The sequence below is a fragment of the Acidithiobacillus sp. genome (assembly GCF_023256195.1).
GTDB lineage: Bacteria > Pseudomonadota > Gammaproteobacteria > Acidithiobacillales > Acidithiobacillaceae > Acidithiobacillus_A.
This window is the reverse complement of record NZ_JAGDWX010000010.1, coordinates 32,414-51,181: the sequence shown is the minus strand read 5'-3', so window position 1 is coordinate 51,181 and position 18,768 is coordinate 32,414. Positions and strand designations below refer to the sequence as shown.

The following is an 18,768-nucleotide window of genomic DNA, read 5'->3' as shown; positions in this document are numbered from 1 at the left end:
AGTGTAACCCAGGATGGCCCGCGGCGTTCAGGGCCCGGGATTAACGCCGCCCGCCGATCTCGTCGATGTGCGCCAAGAGGTCCGCGGGATCGGCGTAGACCCGGATGGCACCGGACTGGCGCAGCTCATCGGCACCGTAGCCGCCACTCTGCACGCCGATACCCAAGGCGCGGCAACGCACCGCCGCCAGCATGTCCCAGATGCTGTCGCCTACCACCATGGCTGCCTCGATAGGTGCCCCCAGGCGCGCGGCGGCGGTGACGAAGAGGTCGGGGTCGGGCTTGGCGTAGCGCACCTGGTCCCGGGTGATCACGATATCCCGGATGGGGTCCACACCCAGAGCCTGTAGATTGAGAGAAGCCGTTTCCATGCGTCCGCTGGTGGCGATGGCCCAGGGGATCTCCGCCTCCCGCAACCACTGCAAGAGTTCCCGGGCGCCGGGCAGAGGGCGTACCGACTCCGCCAGGCGGGTGAAGGCCGCGGCGTGGTTGCGATTCATGCGGGCGATCCGTTCCTCGCTGATCTCGAGCCCCGTTTCCCGCAAGAGCTGATGCGTGAACAGACCGCCGCTCATGCCGATCTTGCGGTGGATGCGCCACACGGAGAGCTCGATGCCCTCGGCATCCAGTGCGGATTTCCAGGCGAGGACGTGCTGGTAGACGCTGTCGATGAGGGTGCCATCGAGGTCGAAGAGAAAAACCGGGTTGGACACGTGGGGGACTCCGCAGCAAGCTTCCGCTTTTCAGTGTAGAACATCTTTTCGCGGGCGACGGCCGCATTTGTTCCCTGGGGCTCCTTCTCTTATGATGCGGGGGTCCATGCCAAGGAGGAAAAAACGTGAAATCTGCCATCAAAACCGCTGCAGCGGCGGCCGTCGTTCTTGCTCTGGGTGGCTGTGCAACGAGTCCCAACTCGAGCCCCGACGCCTCCGTCCAGGCCTACGTGAAGGATCTCATCACCCACGACTACAAGGGTCTCAACCAGGTGCTCTACCTGGGCCCCAAAGACCAGTACAGTGCGGACGACTACCAAAACATGGATCAGAAACTGGAAGCCTTCTCCCGCGGGCTTGCGGCCAAGGTGGCGGCGCACGGCGGCCTGGATCGGGTGAAGATCCTGGACGTGCAGAAGGAGAAGCAGGGCGATCAGGAGCTGGCCAAAGTGACCTTCGTCCTCATCGGCAAGGACGGCAAGCAGGTGGATACGCCTTCCACCTTGGTGACCATCCACACCAAGGAGGGCTGGAAGGTCAACCCCATGGCCTCCTGAGGGGGCCTTGTTGGTGGCGGTGGATGTGGTTTTTCGGGCCGGTGCGGGTCTAGAGGCCCGGCTCCTGCGCCAGCGCCCCGATGGCGGTCGCTGGACCCACGTGGGTCTGCTTTTTCGCGATGGCTGGGTGTATCACTGCGATGCGCGGCGCGGCGTCTGTGCCGATCCCTGGGACCATTTCCATCGTGGAAAAGGCCGCGACCTTGGGCGGGTCGTCCTACGCTGCTCGCGCCGGCGAGAGCAGCGGCTGCGGGCTGTCTGTGAGGATATGGTCGGGCAGGGGCTCGCCTTCGCAGACGATTACCGCGACTGGCAGGAGGCGGCGGGACGGCACTTCTATTGCACGACCTTTGTCTGCGAGGTGCTGGCACGAGCAGCGGATTTCTTCCCCATGGCACCGGAGGCCGTTGCCCCCCAGATCATCCCGCTGCTGGGCGAGCGGCGGCTGCTGCTGCCGGAGCCGCTTTATCGCGCTTTGGCTCGCAGCGTCGAGGCTGGACCTTTGCTCTGATTTTTTAGGCTGGACCCCAATGGGCGCCGGCGGTCTGTTGCACAGAGCGGTTAGATGGAACGGAGGGAGCGTATGAAAAAGAAGTGGTGGGGTCTGGCGGCAGGCCTATTGGCCGGCGCGATTTTCCTCATGGCGACGGCGACGGGGCAGCACTTGGTCTCCGTGGCCCTGGAGCAGGCGGGCAGCGAATGGTCGGAAGCGACGGCGCTCATGCCCCAGTCGCCGGTGACCATTCCGGCAGAGGGAACCATCGAGGTGGCTTTCTCGCCGCCGCCGGGAACCACCGACGCCATCGTCAAGGCCATGGGCGAGGCGCAGCACAGGCTCTGGATCCAGGCCTACAGCTTCACCAGCGCGCCCATCGCCAAAGCGGTCATCGATGCCAAGAAGCGGGGTGTCGCCGTGCAGGTCCTCCTGGACAAGAGCCAGCGCACGCAAAAGTACTCCTCCGCCGACTTCCTCGCCAATCAGGGGGTGGAGACTCGCATCGATGACCAGCACGCCATCGCGCACAACAAGGTCATGGTCATCGACGAGGCAACGGTCATCACCGGCAGCTTCAACTTCAGCAAGGCCGCGGAGCAGGCCAATGCCGAGAATCTACTGATTTTACGTGGCAATCCGGCCTTGAACCGGCTCTACGCCGACAATTTCCGCTTTCACTGGTCGCATTCGGAGCCTTACACCGCCCGCCACGGTCTGGATTGACCGGCTCAGACCAGGCCCTCCAGGAGCTGGACCTCCACCAGGCTGCCGGCTGGGATGTCGCCGGCTTCGGCGGGCAGGACCATGAGGCATTGGGCCTGCGCCAAGCCGCTCAAAATGTGGGACGACTGCGCGCCCACGGGTGCCACCTGCCAGCCTTCCGCCGTCGCCACCAGCCGCCCCCGCTGAAAATCCGTCCGTCCCGGTTTTTTCTTGAGGGTCGTGGCGCAGGGCAGGCGCAGGCTGGGCACCGTCCAGGGTTCCGTTTTCCCCATCCGTTTCAGAAGGAAAGGACGAACGAATTCGTAGAAGGTGACGACGGTGGAGACGGGATTGCCGGGCAGGCCGAAGAAGTGGGCCGAACCGATGGTACCGAAGGCCAGCGGTCGTCCCGGCTTCATGTTCATTTTCCAGAAGCTTACCTGGCCCAGTTCCTGGAGGAGCGCGCTGATATAGTCGGCCTCGCCCACGGAGACCCCGCCGGTGCTGAGGATCACGTCGGCCATGGCGGCCGCCTCCGTCAGAGCCTGGCGGATGGCGGCGGGTTCGTCGGCGACGCGACCGAGGTCCAGGGGCTGGCAACCGAGCCGCCCCAGAAGAGCGCGGAGCATGTGCCGATTGCTGTCGTAGATCTGTCCCGCCGCCAATGGCGCGCCCAGGCCTTGCAGCTCATCCCCGGTGGAGAAAAAGGCCACGCGCAGGGCCGGGTAAACCCGCAGTTCGGTCCGGCCGAGACTCGCGGCCACACCCAGGGCAGCGGGCCGCAGGAGGGTACCCCGCGCCAAGGCGACGGCGCCGGCGGGCAGATCGTCTCCGGCTTGCCGGATGTTGGCGCCGGGACGAAGCGCGCTGCGGAACTCCACCCGATCGTCCTGCCGCTCGCACTGTTCTTGCGGGACGACGCAGTCGACATCGGCGGGTACGGGTGCACCGGTCATGATGCGGATGCACTCCCCCGGCCCGAGCTCGCCGGTGAAGGGGTGCCCGGCGAAGGCAGCGCCGACGCAGCGTCGGTCGCCGGGACCGTCGCTGCAGCGCAGACCGTAGCCGTCCATGGCCGAATTGGGCCAGGCGGGGATGGGCTGTTCCGTGCGCAGATCCTCGGCGAGGACGCGATCGCTGGCGTCATCCAAGGCCCTTACCTCGCTGTGTGACGGGGGGGATGCCGCCGCCAGGATGATCTCCAGGGCCTCGGCTACGGATTTGGCCGCCGGATCGTGTTCGTTGTCGTCGCAACAAGTTGCCATGCTCAAGGTTCCTCAGTAATCCTCCAGCCCATGCTGGTCAATAGATAGCGGCCGATGGCCGGAGGGTCGTTCAGGTCGAGACGGATCAGGGTGTCTGCCGCGGGGCCCGTCAACGGTCCATCACTGGCGACGGCGATGACCTGCGGATCCTGTTCTGCCCACAGCCCTCGACCCAAGGCCGGCCGGTGTACTTCGATCTTGGGGATGGGCCAGTCCTTGTTGCCCTCCACCAGGACCAGATCCAACCCCGTTCCCAGCAGATCCAGAGTCGTGCGCCAGTGGCGAGGACTGCGCCGGACCACGAAGCAGCGTTCCGGACCCTGCAGGAGCACGGCCTCTGCCCCCGCCTCGCGTAGCCGGTAACTATCCTTGCCCGGCTGATCCCAGTCGATATCGTGGTGCGTAGCCTTGATGGCGGCCACCCGCAAGCCGGCCTCACGCAGGTAGGGAATGAGCGCGCAGAGCAGGGTGGTCTTGCCACTGCCGCTATATCCTACGATGCCGAAAGCTTTCATTCCAGATCCTCCGGCCGGTTGATGTTGTGCAACTCCTCCGGGGTGAGCCGCAGCAGGTTATGGGGAATGTTCTGCATCCATCCACGTACGCTGCGGGCGCCGCTGTCCAGGTAGTCGGCCAGGGAATCGCGCAAGGAACCGTGCAGGAGCGCTACTACCGGTGTGGTGCCGCTGTCATCGCCGGCGATGACGAGCTGTCGGTCGCCGCGGCTTTGCCACAGGCGGTCCAGGAGGTCGGTGGGCAGCGCCGGACAATCCACGGGGACGCAGGCGAGCCACTCCGTGTGCATGGCGTCCAGGCCCGCCAGCATCCCTTGCAAGGGTCCGCAGAAACCTTCCCGGGCATCGCGGATGATCCGATGCCCCAAGCTTTGGTAAGCGTCCAAGGAGCGGTTGGCGCTGATGAGCACTTCCTGTGCCCGGGCCTGCACCGTGGCCAGGGCATGGCGGATGAGGGGCTGCTCGCGATACATCAGCCAGCCTTTGTCCCGCCCGCCCATGCGTCGACCGGCGCCGCCGGCGAGGACGAGAGCGGTCAGAGGGAGGGGGTCTGGCTCTTTCGACATAGCGGCATTGTCGCGTATCATTGGCGGCTATGGCAATTTCCGGGGCACGGAGCGCAGCGGCTTGAAGTGGTTTTGGCAGAAGACGGCTGGGCCGCAGGAGCCGCCGCGCGGGGTGGTGGTGGAGGCGGGGGTCCCCCCCCAGGGTCGGGTGGACTGCCTGCCACTGCCGGAGATCCTCTTCGCCCGTCATTATCACGGCTATGCGCGTTTGCCGGAGGATCCGGCCCTGATGGCGTCCCTGCTTGCCTGGGCGCGCTCGCCGGATTTTCTGCGCGATCTGCCGCGCCAGAGTGCCCGCCGGTTCCTGGCGTCTCAGCCGGGGGCTTCCGCACGCACGGACGAGCAGTCCCTGACGGGTTTCTTCAAGGTACTGCATTCGGAAATCACACGACGCATGTATCTGGATGGGGCGCGCCAGCGCGAAGGGGTGGTGGGCATACGGCTGCGCCTGCGCGACCCCGCGACGGCAAGCAGCGCGGCTCAGGCCCTGGTGGCCAACGACGCCCACGGCCTTGGCCCCGGCATCTATCCTCTCAACGCCGTTCCCGAGAATCCCGAGCCGGGGCGGGAGCACCCATTCATCATCCAGATAGTCAGCAAAAAGGACCTAAGCCAATGACGACCATAGCCTTCTTTCCCGGGGACGGGATCGGCCCCGAGATCTGTGCCGCCGCCCGCTGCGTGCTCGAGACCTTGCAGGAGGAGGCCGGGCTGCCCATGACGGTGGTGGAGGGCCTGGTGGGTGGCGCAGCACTGGATGCCGCAGACGATCCCCTGCCGCCGGAGTCCCTGGAACTCGCCCGCCGTGCCGATGCCGTCTTACTGGGCGCCGTGGGCGGGCCCAAGTGGGACGGCCTGCCACCGGCCAAGCGCCCGGAGCAGGGACTGCTGCGCTTGCGCAAGGAGCTGGATCTCTTCGCCAATCTGCGCCCGGCGCAGATCTTCCCGCAGTTGCGTTCGGCCTCGCCGCTACGCCCGGAACTCATCGAGGGCGTGGATATCCTGGTGGTGCGGGAGCTGACCGGAGACATCTACTTCGGCCAGCCGCGCGGCAGCGAGGTCGAGAACGGCAAGCGACGGGCCTGGAACACCATGGTCTACGACGAGGATGAGATCCGCCGTATCGCCGAGGTAGCCTTTCGTGCCGCCCGCGATCGCCGCCGCCGGCTCTGCTCCGTGGACAAGGCCAATGTATTGGAAACCACGCGCCTGTGGCGGGAAGTGGTGACGGAAGTGGCGCGGGATTACCCCGAAGTCGAGTTGCAGCACATGTACGTGGACAACGCCGCCATGCAGCTGGTGCGGGCGCCGGCACAGTTCGACGTGATCCTGACGGGTAACATGTTCGGAGATATTCTTTCGGACGAGGCCAGCCAGCTGACGGGTTCCATCGGTATGCTGGCCTCCGCGTCCCTGGGTGAGGGGCGCGGTATGTACGAACCCATCCACGGCTCGGCGCCGGATATTGCCGGACAGGATCGCGCCAATCCGTTGGCCACCATCCTCTCCCTTGCCATGATGCTGCGCTATTCCCTGGGGCAGGCGGAATTGGCCGAGCGGATCGAGACGGCCGTGGTGCGGGTCCTGGATCAGGGTCTGCGTACGGCCGATATCGCGGCGGCAGGTGAGCGCGTGGTAGGTACCCGGGCCATGGGTGAGGCCGTGGCGGCGGCTTTGCGGGAGCCTGCGGCATGCTGAAGAAAGATCGCTATACCGTTGCCATCCTGGGCGCTACGGGCGCTGTGGGTGAGGTCATGCGGGAAATCCTGGAGGAGCGGGATTTTCCGGTGGAGACCTTGTATCTGCTGGCCAGTGAACGCTCCGCCGGGCAGGCTGTGCGCTTTCAGGGCAAGTCCGTGCGCGTCCAGGATGCGGAGCATTTCGACTGGGCCGGCGTGGATATCGGGCTCTTCTCCGCCGGCGCCCGCGCCAGTGAGATCTTCGCTCCCCGAGCCGTGGCGGCGGGTGCCGTAGTCATCGACAACACCTCGCGCTTTCGCTACGACGACGATGTTCCCCTGGTGGTGCCCGAGGTCAACCCCCAGCGCATCGCCGACCATCGCCGACGCGGCATCATCGCCAACCCCAACTGCTCTACCATCCAGATGCTCCTGGCCCTCAAGCCCATCGACGATGCGGTGGGCATCGAGCGCGTGGTGGTGGCCACCTATCAGGCCGTCAGCGGTGCCGGCAGCCGTGCCATTCACGAGCTGGGTGAGGCGACGCGGGCCGTTTTCACGCAACAGGATTTCAAGCCCGAAGTCTTCCCCAAGCGCATTGCCTTCAATTGTCTGCCTCAGATCGATATTTTCCAGGACAACGGCTATACCAAGGAAGAGATGAAGATGCTGTGGGAGTCGCGCAAGATTCTCGAGCGTCCCGAGCTCGCCCTGACCGCAACCTGTGTGCGGGTACCGGTATTCTACGGGCATTCCGAGGCCGTCAACGTGGTAACCCGGGAGAAGCTGAGTGCCGAGGATCTGCGGGAATTGCTCAGGCAGGCACCTGGTGTCTGCGTTCTGGACGAGCACAGCCCGGGCGGCTGGCCCACCGCCCTGGATGCGGCGGGCAAGGACGCCACTTGGGTAGGACGCATCCGCGAGGATTGCTCGCACGAGCGCGGATTGAATTTTTGGGTGGTGGCGGACAATATCCGCAAAGGCGCGGCCCTGAACAGCATACAGATTGCAGAGTTGCTCATTCGCGACTATCTATAGGTTTGTGGTGTGATACAGACAACCTGATCCGCCGATGGATCGGGACCGCGGAGAGTCCGCCAGAAAGGGGAAGGTATGGATAGAAAAGCGTGGGTTCAGGTCTTTCTGGCCCTGGGTGTGGGGGTTCCCGGCTTGGCGCAGGCCATGGGTCTTGGCGATCTGATCGTTCTCTCGGGTCCCGGTGAGCCCTTCCGTGCCGAAATTCCCATCCGCAGTGAGCATCCCAAGGAATTGACGGGTGCCCAGGCGGGGCTGGCACCGGCCTCCGCCTTCAGCCTCATCCACTTGCCTGTGGATCAGACCCTCAGCCAGTGGCACTTCAGCGTCCGCGAAGGTAGCCAGCCGGCCATCCTCATCTCCAGTCCCCTGCCGCTGACACAGGCCAGTCTGCCCTTCCTTGTGCAGTTGGACTGGTCCGGGGGACAGATCGTCCGTGAGTACCGGGCCTCCTCCGCCGCCGCCAACACCTACGGGGTACCGGCGACCCGTCTGGCGCCACCGTCCTCCAGTCCGCGCACGTCCGCCCGTGCCATGCCCTATCCGCCGATGCCGGCAAGGCCGCCGCGGGCCGAAGTCGCCGGCTGGGCCAGCGCTGCGCGCTACGGCCCGGTACCGGAGCATCAGACCCTGTTCGAGATCGCCCAGAAGCTCAGCCGGAGCAATCGCGTGAGTCTGGATCAGGTCATGGCAGCCTTGGTCAAAGCCAACCCGGGGGCTTTCAAGGGCGGCAATCCGAATATGCTCTACGCCGGTACCTACCTGCGAACGCCAAGCCTCGCGCAGGTGCAGGCCATGACGCCGGCACAGGCACGGGCCTGGCTGCGGGCGCAGGCCGCAGGAGCGGCTCAGGCTCGGCCGACTCCGGCGGTAGCCAGCCAGACTGCGCTGCCGCCGCAGAGAGTGCCACGGCTGCCCTGCAGTCGGAAAATGCCCATCTGCAGACCATGCTGCAGGCCCTCAATACCCGTCTGTCACAGACTCAGGCCCAGGTGGCTTCCCAGGCTACGGAGCTGGCCAAGCTATCGCAGGCCTCCGCCCAGGCACATCCGGGCAACAATCCCCTACTGTGGTTGTCTCTCGGCGGTAATGTCCTGCTGCTCCTGCTGTTCCTCTGGATGTACCAGAGACAGCAGGAGGCGGCACGGAGGCAGCGGGAGGTCTCCCAAAAGCTGACCATGCTGGCGGGCAATGGCAATGCCAATGGTGCCGGCGCACGCTCGGCGCCACCGCCGCCAGCCCGCGAGGAACCGGCGGCCTTTGCGCCGCCGCCCCGGACGGAGCCCCTCTCGACCTCGGGCGTGGCGGGATCATCGGGTGTTGCGGCGCGGACACCTGCACCTGAAGGGACGATGCCTGAGACGCATCCGGGGGTCGAACCGACGCTGGCGGCGACGGCGGCCGCTGCAGAGGCGGGGATGCTGGCGTTCGAGCACGAACGGGAGCCCGCGGGCAGCGCTCCTGCTGCACACGGGGCTTCGGATTCCGGCAGGACGGCGGTGGCAGCCAATACGGAGTCATCCGCCACTGCCGATACCGGTACGGATCTGTCGGACCCCCTGCAGGTGGACCCGCTGGAGCAGGCGGATCTATATCTGACCTACGGCAAGACCGATTCTGCGGTGACGGTATTGCAGGAGGCCTTGGAAGAGAATCCCCGGCGCAAGGAGCTCTACGTCAAACTGCTGGACCTCTACGCCCAGCTCGATCGTCGCGACGCCTATCTGGAACTGGCCGAGCGCATGCGCGGTCGATTTGGCCCGAGTAATGGCGCGTGGCAGCAGGTGGCAGCTCAGGGTGCCCAACTGTTCCCCGGTCACAGTCTGTTTGCCGATGCCGGTTCCGCCCCAGCCCCCGCACCGCAGCCGACGGCGCAGACGCACGAAGCCTTCGATGTGTCGGCCGTGCCACCCCTGGCCGCAGGGGATAGGGCCGCTCCGGGCGAAGCGGACGCGGATCACCTGTTGGATTTCAATCTCGACAGCCTGCTGAGCAGTGCGGATGAGGAGCAGGATCGTACCAGTCCCCAGCACGAAATCCCGGCGGCTGAGAAGCAGCGGCTGCTGGATTCCGTCAATGAGCAGTTCCGGGCCTTGGACGCCGAGTCCCTGGCCGGGCCCGCCGAAGCACCCGCTTCCGCCCACTCCGGTCTCGACTTCGAATCGGGGCATGCGCCTGCCGACACGGCTTCGTCCCCCACGACCGTAGCGCAGCAGGCTACTGCCGAGAGTTCCGGCGATTGGGATGCCGTCGGTACCAAGCTCGACCTGGCCAAGGCCTATCTGGAAATGGACGATGCCGAATCGGCGCGGGAACTTCTGGAGGAGGTGAGCCGGGAGGGCAATCCGCAGCAGCGCAGCGAGGCACATACCCTGCTGGAAAGTCTCTAGGCAGGAGGTATTACGGCAGAGTCGCGGGTCTCGCCGGGGGCGCGTTGGGCCCTGGGCATAGAGTATCAGGGTAGCGCCTTCTGCGGCTGGCAGCGTCAGGACGGGCCAGCCAGCGTGCAGGAAAGCCTGGAGGCTGCGCTGTCGGAAATTGCCCAGAGCGCCGTCCACACCACGGTCGCCGGACGTACCGATGCCGGGGTTCACGCCCTGGGCCAGGTCGTGCATTTCGATGCTCCCGCGGCGCGCCCGGCCTTGGCCTGGACCCGCGGCGTCAATCGTTTTCTCCCCCCCACCATCAGTGTGCGCTGGGCAAAGCCCGTACCCCTCGACTTCCACGCGCGCTTTGCCGCCCTCGGACGGCGCTACCGCTACTGTATCCTCAACCGTGCCGAGCGTTCGGCGCTCTTTGCCGATCGCGCCGCCTGGATCGCTCGACCTCTGGCGGTGGAGGCGATGCAGGAAGCGACGCGCCTGCTGGTAGGTCACCACGATTTCTCGGCATTTCGAGCCGCTGCCTGTCAGGCCAAGCATCCGTTGCGGGAGTTGCGCGAGCTACGGGTGACGCGCCGCGGCGACTGGGTTTTTGTGGATGCCGAGGCCAACGCCTTCCTGCACCACATGGTGCGCAATCTGGTGGGGGTGTTGCTGAGTATCGGCTGGGGGGATCGCCCGCCGCACTGGGCGGCACAGGTGCTGGCCTCGCGCGATCGCCAGCAGGCGGGGATGACGGCTCCCGCCGAGGGGCTCTACTTCGTCGCCGCGCTCTATCCCCCGCAGTTCCAGCTGCCGACCCTGGATTTCCCCGATCTCCATACGTTATGCGCGCCATCGTGTTAGATTAGTGACATGCTGCGCATCAAGATCTGTGGAATCACTCGTGTCGAGGACGCCCTGGCCGCCGCCGAGGCCGGCGCGGATGCCATTGGCCTCGTCTTTTATCCACCCAGTCCGCGGCACGTCGAGATAGTTGCCGCTCAGGCCATTCTTGCGGCCCTGCCGCCCTTCGTCACGCGCGTCGGTCTCTTCGTCAACCCCCAGCCGGACTGGGTGCGCGCGATCACGGAGCAGTGTCCGCTGGACCTGCTGCAGTTTCACGGCGATGAGACGGACGACTTCTGCGCTGGATTCGGCCGACCCTACATCAAGGCCGTGCGGCTGTCGGGTCCGACGGATCTGCGGCCCTGGCGCGAGCGCTATCCGCGGGCCCAGGGACTGCTTCTGGACAAGGAAAACGATCGGGTCTACGGGGGCTCGGGTGAGAGTTTCTCCTGGTGGCCGCTGCCTACCGACCTGGGTGTGGCGTTGATCCTCGCCGGCGGGCTGCGAGTGGATAATGTCGCGCAGGCGGTGTGGCAGACTCGGCCCTATGCCGTCGACGTCAGCAGTGGTGTCGAAGTATCGCCGGGGGAGAAGGATCGTGGCAAAATAAGGAATTTCATTCACAGCGCCCGCGCGGCTCTACAGGAGACCTGAATGGCTAACTATCATCAGCCGGACGAGCATGGGCACTATGGTCCCTACGGTGGTCGCTTCGTCGCCGAGACCTTGGTGCCGGCCTTGGACGAGTTGCAGGCGGCCTACGCCGCGGCAGGACAGGATCCGGAATTTCGCGCGGAACTGCACAGCGAACTGCGGCAGTTCGTCGGGCGACCCAATCCGCTCTATCACGCCGCGCGCATCTCCCAGGAGCTGGGGGGCGCGCAGATCTACCTCAAACGCGAGGACCTCAATCACACTGGCGCCCACAAGATCAACAATGCCGTTGGTCAGGCGCTGTTGGCGCGGCGCATGGGCAAGAGGCGCCTCATCGCCGAGACGGGAGCGGGGCAGCACGGCGTGGCCACGGCCACCGTCGCTACCCGGTATGGCATGGAGTGCACCGTCTTCATGGGCGCCGATGACATCCAGCGGCAGTCCAGCAATGTCTATCGTATGCGCCTTTTGGGTGCGGAGGTGGTGGCGGTGGACAGCGGCACGCGTACCCTCAAGGACGCCCTCAACGAGGCCCTGCGCGAATGGGTCACGCGGGTGGAAGATACCTTCTACGTCATCGGCACCGTGGCTGGCCCGCACCCCTATCCGGCCATGGTGCGGGATTTTCACCGCGTCATCGGTGACGAGGCCCGCGCCCAGTGCCTGGAGCAGACCGGCAGCCTGCCGGCGGCCTGCATCGCCTGCGTCGGCGGCGGCAGCAACGCCATTGGCCTTTTTGCCGCCTTCATCGACGATCCCGAGGTGCGTCTCATCGGTGTCGAGGCGGGTGGCTTGGGCCTGGCCAGCGGCAAGCACGCCGCTCCGCTCAATTCGGGGCGGCCCGGGGTGTTGCACGGCAATCGTACCTATCTCATGGAGGACGGCAATGGCCAGATCCTGCCCACCCACTCCATCTCGGCGGGTCTGGATTACCCCGGGGTCGGTCCGGAGCACGCTTACCTCAAGGACAGCGGCCGTGCCGAGTACGTGGTGGCGACGGACGAGGAGGCGCTGGCCGCTTTCCACACCCTGAGCCGGCGGGAAGGCATCATCCCGGCATTGGAAACGGCCCACGCACTCGCCTACGCCTTCAAGATCGCGCCGCAGATGCGTCGGGATCAGAGCATCGTCATCAATCTCTCGGGCCGTGGCGACAAGGATATTCATACTGTGGCGGCGCTGGAGGGCATCGTGCTATGAGTCGGCTGGCGACGCGTTTTGCGCAGATGGAGGGGCGTACGGCCCTGATTCCCTTTGTCACCGCGGGTGATCCCAGTCCTGCGGCCACCGTGCCCATCCTGCACGCCCTGGTGGCCGCGGGCGCCGATATCATCGAGCTGGGTGTGCCCTTCTCCGACCCCATGGCCGACGGCCCGACGATCCAGCGGGCCAATGAGCGGGCCCTGTCCAAGGGCGTGCATTTGCGCCAGGTGCTGACCTGGGTCGCGCAGTTTCGTGAGCAGAATCAGCACACCCCCATCGTCCTCATGGGCTATCTCAATCCCATCGAGGCCATGGGGGTCGAGGATTTTGCCCGCGAAGCGGCAGCGGCGGGGGTAGATGGCACCATCATCGTCGATCTCACGCCCGAGGAAGGTCAGCACGAGAGCACGGTGCTGCGCGCGGCCGGTATCGACCCCATCTTCCTGTTGGCTCCCACCAGTGGTTCCGAGCGCGTGGCGGCAGTGCGACGGCTGGGCGCCGGCTTTGTCTACTACGTCTCTCTGCGCGGTATCACCGGGGCGGTACAGCGGGATTGGCAGGAGGTGCTGGGGCGGGTGCGGCAGCTGCGCGAGGCTCTGGGCCTGCCTGTGGCCATCGGCTTCGGTATTCGCGATGCAGCGACCGCCCGGTTGTTGGCGCGAGGGGGAGCCGACGCCGTGGTCATCGGTTCCGCCTTGGTAGAACGGCTGGCAGAAGCGACGGACGTCGATACTGCCGTGGAGCTGGCCCATGCCTTCCTCACGCCCGTCGCCGCGGCCCTGGCGGAGCCCACGCAGGTGTCGGCATGAGCTGGTTCGACCGGGTGCTGCCGCCCAAGATCAAGAAGGGCCCGGAGCAGCCGCTGGTCAAGGAGGGGGGACGGCGCAGTTCCGTGCCCGAGGGCCTCTGGTCCAAGTGTCCCACCTGCCAGGCAGTACTCTACCGGACGGAGCTGGAGGCCAATCTCTTTGTCTGCCCGCACTGCGGTCATCATCAGCGTCTCACGGCGCGCCAGCGTCTGCACCATTTTCTCGATCCCGAGCCACGGCTCGAGTTGGGGGCAGAGCTCATCCCCGTGGATCCACTGCGCTTCAAGGATCAAAAGAAATACAAGGATCGCTTGCAGGAGGCGCAGGAAAAAAGCGGCGAGAAGGATGCCCTGGTGGCCATGCGCGGTTTTCTGAAAGGCCAGCCGGTGGTGGTGGCGGCCTTTGCCTTCGAGTTCATGGGCGGCAGCATGGGTTCGGTGGTGGGGGCGCGTTTCGTCAAGGCGGCGGAGGCGGCCATGGTGGAGCGCTGCCCGTTCATCTGTTTCAGTGCCAGCGGCGGAGCGCGCATGCAGGAGGGTCTGTTTTCGCTGATGCAGATGGCCAAGACGGCGGCGGCCGTGGAGCGCTTGGCGAAGATGGGGATCCCCTACATCTCGGTGCTGACGGATCCGACCATGGGTGGTGTTTCGGCGAGTCTCGCTACCCTGGGCGATATCCTCATTGCCGAACCGCGGGCGCTCATCGGTTTTGCCGGTCCGCGGGTCATCGAACAGACCATCCGCGAAAAGCTGCCCGAGGGTTTTCAACGCTCAGAGTATCTGCTGGAACACGGCGCTATCGACCAGATCGTCGATCGTCGCCAGCTGCGCGATCGCATCGCCGAGATCGTTGCCATCCTGAGTCATGGCGAGCGCGCAGTCTGAGGACCGGGTCAATGCCCGGGTGATGGCGCTGGCCGGGGCGCCGGAACGCATCGACATGGGTCTGGAACGCATGCGCCTGGCCATGGCCGCCCTGGACCTTCCGCAGCGCCAACCCTGGCCGGTGATCCTGGTGGCCGGCACCAACGGCAAGGGCTCCACGGTAGCCTATCTGGAAAGCCTCTACCGGCAGGCGGGTTACCGGGTTGCTGCCTACACGAGCCCGCACCTTTGGCAGTTCGCTGAGCGCTTGCGGGTGGATGGCAGCCTGCTGGGCGAGGAGCAGTGGCTCGAGGCCCTGGAACAGGTTGCGCGTGCTGCGGGTCGCATTCCTCTCACCTATTTCGAACTGGCGACGCTGGCGGCGCTCCTGCTGGTGCGTGCGGCGGCGCCCGAGCTGCTCGTCCTGGAGGTGGGCATGGGTGGGCGACTGGACGCCGTCAATGCGGTGGACCCAGACCTCAGCATCATCACCACCGTCGCCATGGACCACCAGCAGTGGCTGGGCGACACCCGCGAGGCCATCGGTGTGGAGAAGGCGGGCATCCTGCGCCGCGGCGTGCCGGTTCTCTACGGCGATGCCAAGGATCCTTGCGCGACCGTGCTGGCGGCCGCCGAAACGCGAGAAGCACCACTCCATTGGTTGGGTCGGGACCTGGATGTGGATCCCGCCGCCCAGACCTTGCGCATGAACGGACGGCTCTGGCGGATACCCGCGCCGCTCTGGGGCGGGCGGGAGCAATGGGACAATCTCGCCCTGGCCACGGCCGCCACCTGCCTGCTGCGCGAGCGTTTACCCGCCGCTGCGGTGGAGCCAGGGGCTCGATGGCGGTGTCCACCGCAGTTGCCGGGGCGCTGTCAGCGCCTGCGCCCATGGGGGAGCGATGGCCCCACGCTCTGGCTGGACGTGGCCCACAATCCGCAGGCGACGGGACAGCTGGCGGAAGCGCTACGGCAGCACTCCGGGGCGCGCATCCACGCGCTCTTCAACCTGCTCGGGGACAAGGACCTGGCCGGCTGTCTCGAGCCCCTGCGGGGCTTGGTGCAGCAGTGGTTTCCCGTAGCTCTACCGGGATCGGCGCGGGCCCGACCCTGGCGGGAGCTCCTGGCGGCCCTCGATGCCATGGGCTTGCCCGTGCGGGTGGTGGAGGAGGGCGATTTTGCGGCGAGCTTCGCAGCTGCACGCGGTGAGCTGAATGCCGAGGACCTGCTGCTCTGCTTCGGCTCTTTTCAGGTCCTTGGTCAGTTGCCCATGGGTCTGTTGTCGGCAGCGGCTTCGGCAAGGATACCGATATGCCAAGCTGGGTGAATCTTGGTGTGCTCGTCGTCCTTTTTCTATCGCTGCTCTGGGGAGTCCTGCGCGGCATGCTGCGGGAGTTCTTTTCCCTGCTGGGCTGGGTGGGCGGGGTCTATGTGGCCTGGCGTTACGGCGCCCAGTGGCTCGCCCCCCAGTTCACGGGTCTGCCGGCACCCTGGCGCGTGCCTCTGGCGGATTTCCTGCTCTTTCTCACGGTGATTTTCCTGACCACCCTGATCGCCTTTCTGTTGCGGAAGGTCCTCTATCCTATCGGCTTCTCTGGGCCCGATCGGCTCTTGGGAGGCGCCTTCGGTCTCCTGCGCGGGGGCGTGATCCTGCTCGTCTTGATGTTCGTCGCCCGGGCGGCGGGCTTTGCTGAAACCGACTGGTGGCAGAGCTCCTGGCTCGGCTCACCGCAGGTGCGCTCGCTGTCGCAGTCCATCACGGCTCCGGCCGTTTCTTACTGGGAGTCGCAAAACCGTGTCAAAACCACCCGTATGCATGAGCCCCTCTGAGTGCGCGCCGACCGGCGCCAGCCTCTGTGCCGACACCGATGACGAGCACTTTCACGACGAATGCGGTGTCGTCGGGGTATTTGGCCATCCCGAGGCCGCCAATCTGACCTACCTCGGTCTCTATGCCCTGCAGCACCGCGGGCAGGAGTCCACGGGCATCGTCTCCGCCGATCAGGGACAACTCCATACCCAGCGGGGGATGGGCCGGGTCGCCGAGGTCTTTGGTGTGGAGGAGTTGGGTCGACTGCCGGGATCGCAGGCCATCGGCCACGTTCGCTACTCGACGGCGGGCGGCTCGGTGCTGCGCAATACCCAGCCCATCTTCATCAATTACCGCCACGGCGCCTTTGCCGTGGGCCACAACGGCAATCTGGTGAATGCCGGCGCCCTGCGTGAGCAACTGGAGCGGGAAGGCGCCATCTTCCACACCGATATGGACACCGAGGTCATCGTCCACCTGCTGGCCCGGGTGCCGGGCAAGGACGCTGGCGAGCGACTGGCGGCGGCGTTGGCGCAGGTGGTGGGCGCGTATTCCCTGGTCTGTCTGACGGAAACGCGCCTCATCGGCGTGCGCGACCCCATGGGTTTCCGGCCGCTGGTGCTGGGTCGACTCATCGACTCCGGCGGCTTCGTGCTGGCCTCGGAGACCTGCGCTCTGGACCTCATGGGGGCGGAGTTCGTCCGCGACGTGGCTCCGGGGGAAATGGTGATCATCTCGCAGGGCGGCATCGAGAGTCGATTTCCCTTCCCGGCGGTGGGCAGGCGCATGTGCGTCTTCGAATATATCTACTTTGCTCGTCCCGACAGCGTCCTGGATGGCGTTCACGTCTATTCGGCGCGTAAGCGCATCGGTCGGATACTGGCGCGGCTGCATCCCCGCGACGCCGATGTGGTGGTGCCGGTGCCGGATTCCGGCGTAGCGGCCGCCATGGGCTACGCCGAGGCTTCCGGTCTGCCTTTCGAGCTGGGCCTCATCCGCAACCACTACGTGGGGCGCACCTTCATCCAGCCGGCCCAGCGCGGCCGGGATTTCAGTGTCAAGGTCAAGCTCAACGCCCAGCCGGAGATCCTCAAAGGCAAGCGGGTGATCCTGGTGGACGACTCCATCGTTCGTGGCACCACCAGCGCCAAGATCGTCCACCTGATCCGCGCCGCGGGGGCTAAGGAGGTCCATTTTCTGGTGAGTTCGCCGCCCACCATCGGCCCCTGCTATTATGGTATCGATACCCCGGATCGAGCGCAGCTCATCGCCGCCCAGCACAGTGTCGACGAGGTACGCAAGATGATCGGTGCCGATTCCTTGGGTTATCTCAGCCTCGATGCCTTGTTCGAGGCGGTCGGTGGGCGTGCGCTGGGTTTTTGCGATGCCTGTTTCAGCGACGACTATCCCCTCCCCACACCCGAGGGGCACGGTACGCGGCAGCTGTTTTTGATGAAGGAATTGCGATGAGCGAAAACGAGACGGCCCGTGGCAAGTGGCATCCGGAAACCCTGGCCATCCGCACGGGTATCCATCGTTCTCCGGAAAAGGAGCACTCCGAGGCGCTCTTTCTCACCTCGAGCTTCGTTTTCGACTCTGCCGAAGAGGCAGCGGCGCGCTTTGCCGGTACGAGCCCCGGAAACATCTACGCGCGGTTTACCAACCCAACGGTGCGGGCCTTGGAGGAGCGGCTGGCGGCTCTGGAGGGAGCGGAGGACTGTGTTGCCACGGCCTCGGGCATGGCGGCCTGTCTCACCACCTTCATGGGTTGCCTGCAGGCGGGCGATCACATCGTCGCCTCGCGTTCCATCTTCGGGTCCACCGTTCAGCTTTTGCAGAATATCCTGAGCCGTTTCGGTCTGGAGACGAGCTTCGTCGCCCTGGACGACCTCGAAGCTTGGCGCCGCGCCGTGCGTCCCAACACCCGCCTTTTGTACCTGGAGACGCCCTCCAATCCCTTGACAGAGGTGGGCGATATCGCCGCTCTGGCGGCCCTGGCACGGGATCAGAGCGCGATCCTGGTGGTGGACAACTGCTTCTGCACGCCCGTCTTGCAGCAGCCGCTCGCCTTGGGTGCCGATCTCGTGATCCACTCCAACACCAAGTACCTGGACGGTCAGGGACGGACTCTGGGTGGTGCCATCTGCGGGCGTAAGGAACTGCTGAGCGGGCCGCGCAATTTCGTGCGCACCGCCGGCCCCAGTCTCAGTCCCTTCAACGCCTGGGTGCAGCTGAAAGGGCTGGAGACTCTAGCCCTGCGCATGGAGCGGCACAGCCACAACGCCCTCGCTTTGGCGCAGTGGCTGGAGCAGCGGCCGGAGGTGGCGCGGGTCTACTATCCGGGGCTGTCCAGCCATCCGCAGCAGGCCTTGGCGGCGCGCCAGCAGCGCCTGCCCGGTGGTATCCTGTCTTTCGATCTGCGCGATGGTCAGGCCGCGGCCTGGGCGCTCATGGACGCGGTGGAGATCTTCTCCCGCACCGCCAATCTCGGCGATGCCAAAAGCACCATTACCCACCCCGCCAGCACCACCCACGCTCGGGTGAGTGTCGAGGCAAGGGTGGCAGCGGGTATCGGCGACGGCCTCTTGCGCCTGAGTGTGGGGCTTGAGCACGTGGACGATCTGCGCGCAGATTTGCAGCGCGGTCTCGAGGCGGCGGCCGCCGCTCGCCCGGAACCCAGTGTGTGAGCCGGT

Annotated in this window: 21 protein-coding genes; 17 read left to right on the top strand and 4 right to left on the bottom strand. The window is 65.8% G+C overall.

Annotated features, from left to right (window positions below; translation table 11 throughout):
- Positions 1–40: 40 nt before the first annotated feature.
- Positions 41–712, bottom strand: coding sequence for an HAD family phosphatase (locus Q0C23_RS01210; RefSeq protein WP_291510550.1), 672 nt, complete (start codon positions 710–712; stop codon positions 41–43).
- A 125-nt stretch (positions 713–837) separates the two neighbouring features.
- Here Q0C23_RS01210 and Q0C23_RS01205 point away from each other — a divergent pair, with 125 nt between their 5' ends.
- The 3 genes from Q0C23_RS01205 (at position 838) to Q0C23_RS01195 (ending at position 2,488) form a co-directional block, all read left to right on the top strand.
- The gene (locus Q0C23_RS01205; protein WP_291510549.1) at positions 838–1,269 is read left to right on the top strand and encodes a hypothetical protein; all 432 of its coding nucleotides are present in this window, start codon (positions 838–840) and stop codon (positions 1,267–1,269) included.
- A gap of 13 nt (positions 1,270–1,282) precedes the next feature.
- Positions 1,283–1,780 carry a hypothetical protein gene (locus Q0C23_RS01200; RefSeq protein ID WP_291510639.1) on the top strand — a complete coding sequence of 166 codons (498 nt, stop codon included), beginning with the start codon at positions 1,283–1,285 and terminating at the stop codon, positions 1,778–1,780.
- 72 nt (positions 1,781–1,852) lie between these two features.
- The gene (locus tag Q0C23_RS01195; RefSeq protein WP_291510548.1) at positions 1,853–2,488 is read left to right on the top strand and encodes a phospholipase D family protein; all 636 of its coding nucleotides are present in this window, start codon (positions 1,853–1,855) and stop codon (positions 2,486–2,488) included.
- Positions 2,489–2,493: 5 nt separating this feature from the next.
- Here Q0C23_RS01195 and glp read toward each other — a convergent pair whose 3' ends face one another.
- From glp to mobA, 3 genes are read right to left on the bottom strand one after another with little or no spacing between them, the layout of a single operon-like run.
- The gene (glp, locus tag Q0C23_RS01190; protein WP_291510547.1) at positions 2,494–3,732 is read right to left on the bottom strand and encodes a gephyrin-like molybdotransferase Glp; all 1,239 of its coding nucleotides are present in this window, start codon (positions 3,730–3,732) and stop codon (positions 2,494–2,496) included.
- Positions 3,733–3,734: 2 nt separating this feature from the next.
- A complete protein-coding gene (gene mobB, locus Q0C23_RS01185; RefSeq protein ID WP_291510546.1) occupies positions 3,735–4,247 on the bottom strand; it encodes a molybdopterin-guanine dinucleotide biosynthesis protein B in 513 nt (170 codons plus the stop codon).
- A complete protein-coding gene (mobA, locus tag Q0C23_RS01180) occupies positions 4,244–4,813 on the bottom strand; it encodes a molybdenum cofactor guanylyltransferase MobA (RefSeq protein WP_291510545.1) in 570 nt (189 codons plus the stop codon). Before mobA ends, mobB begins: the two co-directional genes overlap by 4 nt.
- 61 nt (positions 4,814–4,874) lie before the next feature.
- On the opposite strand from mobA, the gene Q0C23_RS01175 reads away from it, so the two are divergent.
- The 14 genes from Q0C23_RS01175 (at position 4,875) to Q0C23_RS01110 (ending at position 18,762) form a co-directional block, all read left to right on the top strand.
- Positions 4,875–5,432, top strand: coding sequence for a hypothetical protein (locus Q0C23_RS01175; protein ID WP_291510544.1), 558 nt, complete (start codon positions 4,875–4,877; stop codon positions 5,430–5,432).
- A complete protein-coding gene (leuB, locus tag Q0C23_RS01170) occupies positions 5,429–6,511 on the top strand; it encodes a 3-isopropylmalate dehydrogenase (protein ID WP_291510543.1) in 1,083 nt (360 codons plus the stop codon). Before Q0C23_RS01175 ends, leuB begins: the two co-directional genes overlap by 4 nt.
- Complete coding sequence (locus Q0C23_RS01165) at positions 6,508–7,530, top strand: aspartate-semialdehyde dehydrogenase (protein WP_367273166.1); 1,023 nt, start codon at positions 6,508–6,510, stop codon at positions 7,528–7,530. Before leuB ends, Q0C23_RS01165 begins: the two co-directional genes overlap by 4 nt.
- 75 nt (positions 7,531–7,605) lie before the next feature.
- Positions 7,606–8,703 (top strand): FimV family protein, encoded by a 1,098-nt coding sequence (locus tag Q0C23_RS01160; protein WP_291510541.1) that lies wholly within the window; start codon positions 7,606–7,608, stop codon positions 8,701–8,703.
- Entirely contained in the window at positions 8,646–9,917 is a 1,272-nt protein-coding gene (locus tag Q0C23_RS09830; RefSeq protein WP_367273165.1) for a FimV/HubP family polar landmark protein, read from the top strand. The genes Q0C23_RS01160 and Q0C23_RS09830 overlap by 58 nt, the downstream gene beginning before the upstream one ends.
- 9 nt (positions 9,918–9,926) lie before the next feature.
- Complete coding sequence (gene truA, locus Q0C23_RS01150; RefSeq protein ID WP_291510637.1) at positions 9,927–10,754, top strand: tRNA pseudouridine(38-40) synthase TruA; 828 nt, start codon at positions 9,927–9,929, stop codon at positions 10,752–10,754.
- Positions 10,755–10,763: 9 nt separating this feature from the next.
- The gene (locus Q0C23_RS01145) at positions 10,764–11,390 is read left to right on the top strand and encodes a phosphoribosylanthranilate isomerase (RefSeq protein WP_291510540.1); all 627 of its coding nucleotides are present in this window, start codon (positions 10,764–10,766) and stop codon (positions 11,388–11,390) included.
- Entirely contained in the window at positions 11,391–12,590 is a 1,200-nt protein-coding gene (gene trpB, locus Q0C23_RS01140) for a tryptophan synthase subunit beta (RefSeq protein ID WP_291510539.1), read from the top strand.
- A complete protein-coding gene (trpA, locus tag Q0C23_RS01135) occupies positions 12,587–13,402 on the top strand; it encodes a tryptophan synthase subunit alpha (RefSeq protein ID WP_291510538.1) in 816 nt (271 codons plus the stop codon). Before trpB ends, trpA begins: the two co-directional genes overlap by 4 nt.
- On the top strand, positions 13,399–14,286 hold the full coding sequence (gene accD / locus Q0C23_RS01130) for an acetyl-CoA carboxylase, carboxyltransferase subunit beta (protein WP_291510537.1): 888 nt from the start codon (positions 13,399–13,401) through the stop codon (positions 14,284–14,286). The genes trpA and accD overlap by 4 nt, the downstream gene beginning before the upstream one ends.
- Positions 14,267–15,592, top strand: a complete 1,326-nt coding sequence (locus tag Q0C23_RS01125) for a folylpolyglutamate synthase/dihydrofolate synthase family protein (protein WP_291510536.1) — start codon at positions 14,267–14,269, stop codon at positions 15,590–15,592. The genes accD and Q0C23_RS01125 overlap by 20 nt, the downstream gene beginning before the upstream one ends.
- Complete coding sequence (locus tag Q0C23_RS01120; protein WP_291510535.1) at positions 15,577–16,095, top strand: CvpA family protein; 519 nt, start codon at positions 15,577–15,579, stop codon at positions 16,093–16,095. The genes Q0C23_RS01125 and Q0C23_RS01120 overlap by 16 nt, the downstream gene beginning before the upstream one ends.
- Positions 16,082–17,545 carry an amidophosphoribosyltransferase gene (gene purF, locus Q0C23_RS01115; RefSeq protein ID WP_291510534.1) on the top strand — a complete coding sequence of 488 codons (1,464 nt, stop codon included), beginning with the start codon at positions 16,082–16,084 and terminating at the stop codon, positions 17,543–17,545. Before Q0C23_RS01120 ends, purF begins: the two co-directional genes overlap by 14 nt.
- Positions 17,542–18,762 (top strand): O-succinylhomoserine sulfhydrylase, encoded by a 1,221-nt coding sequence (locus Q0C23_RS01110; protein WP_291510533.1) that lies wholly within the window; start codon positions 17,542–17,544, stop codon positions 18,760–18,762. The genes purF and Q0C23_RS01110 overlap by 4 nt, the downstream gene beginning before the upstream one ends.
- Positions 18,763–18,768: the final 6 nt, after the last annotated feature.

What these genes read in the sequence shown, in the direction of transcription:
- glp (WP_291510547.1), bottom strand. Translation starts at nt 3,732, where the DNA reads ATGGCAACTTGTTGCGACGACAACGAACACGATCCGGCGGCCAAATCC.
- Q0C23_RS01125 (WP_291510536.1), top strand. Translation starts at nt 14,267, where the DNA reads ATGGCGAGCGCGCAGTCTGAGGACCGGGTCAATGCCCGGGTGATGGCG.
- leuB (WP_291510543.1), top strand. Translation starts at nt 5,429, where the DNA reads ATGACGACCATAGCCTTCTTTCCCGGGGACGGGATCGGCCCCGAGATC.
- accD (WP_291510537.1), top strand. Translation starts at nt 13,399, where the DNA reads ATGAGCTGGTTCGACCGGGTGCTGCCGCCCAAGATCAAGAAGGGCCCG.
- Q0C23_RS01110 (WP_291510533.1), top strand. Translation starts at nt 17,542, where the DNA reads ATGAGCGAAAACGAGACGGCCCGTGGCAAGTGGCATCCGGAAACCCTG.
- trpB (WP_291510539.1), top strand. Translation starts at nt 11,391, where the DNA reads ATGGCTAACTATCATCAGCCGGACGAGCATGGGCACTATGGTCCCTAC.
- Q0C23_RS01120 (WP_291510535.1), top strand. Translation starts at nt 15,577, where the DNA reads ATGCCAAGCTGGGTGAATCTTGGTGTGCTCGTCGTCCTTTTTCTATCG.
- trpA (WP_291510538.1), top strand. Translation starts at nt 12,587, where the DNA reads ATGAGTCGGCTGGCGACGCGTTTTGCGCAGATGGAGGGGCGTACGGCC.
- Q0C23_RS01195 (WP_291510548.1), top strand. Translation starts at nt 1,853, where the DNA reads ATGAAAAAGAAGTGGTGGGGTCTGGCGGCAGGCCTATTGGCCGGCGCG.
- Q0C23_RS09830 (WP_367273165.1), top strand. Translation starts at nt 8,646, where the DNA reads ATGTACCAGAGACAGCAGGAGGCGGCACGGAGGCAGCGGGAGGTCTCC.
- Q0C23_RS01145 (WP_291510540.1), top strand. Translation starts at nt 10,764, where the DNA reads ATGCTGCGCATCAAGATCTGTGGAATCACTCGTGTCGAGGACGCCCTG.
- Q0C23_RS01160 (WP_291510541.1), top strand. Translation starts at nt 7,606, where the DNA reads ATGGATAGAAAAGCGTGGGTTCAGGTCTTTCTGGCCCTGGGTGTGGGG.
- purF (WP_291510534.1), top strand. Translation starts at nt 16,082, where the DNA reads ATGAGCCCCTCTGAGTGCGCGCCGACCGGCGCCAGCCTCTGTGCCGAC.
- mobA (WP_291510545.1), bottom strand. Translation starts at nt 4,813, where the DNA reads ATGTCGAAAGAGCCAGACCCCCTCCCTCTGACCGCTCTCGTCCTCGCC.
- mobB (WP_291510546.1), bottom strand. Translation starts at nt 4,247, where the DNA reads ATGAAAGCTTTCGGCATCGTAGGATATAGCGGCAGTGGCAAGACCACC.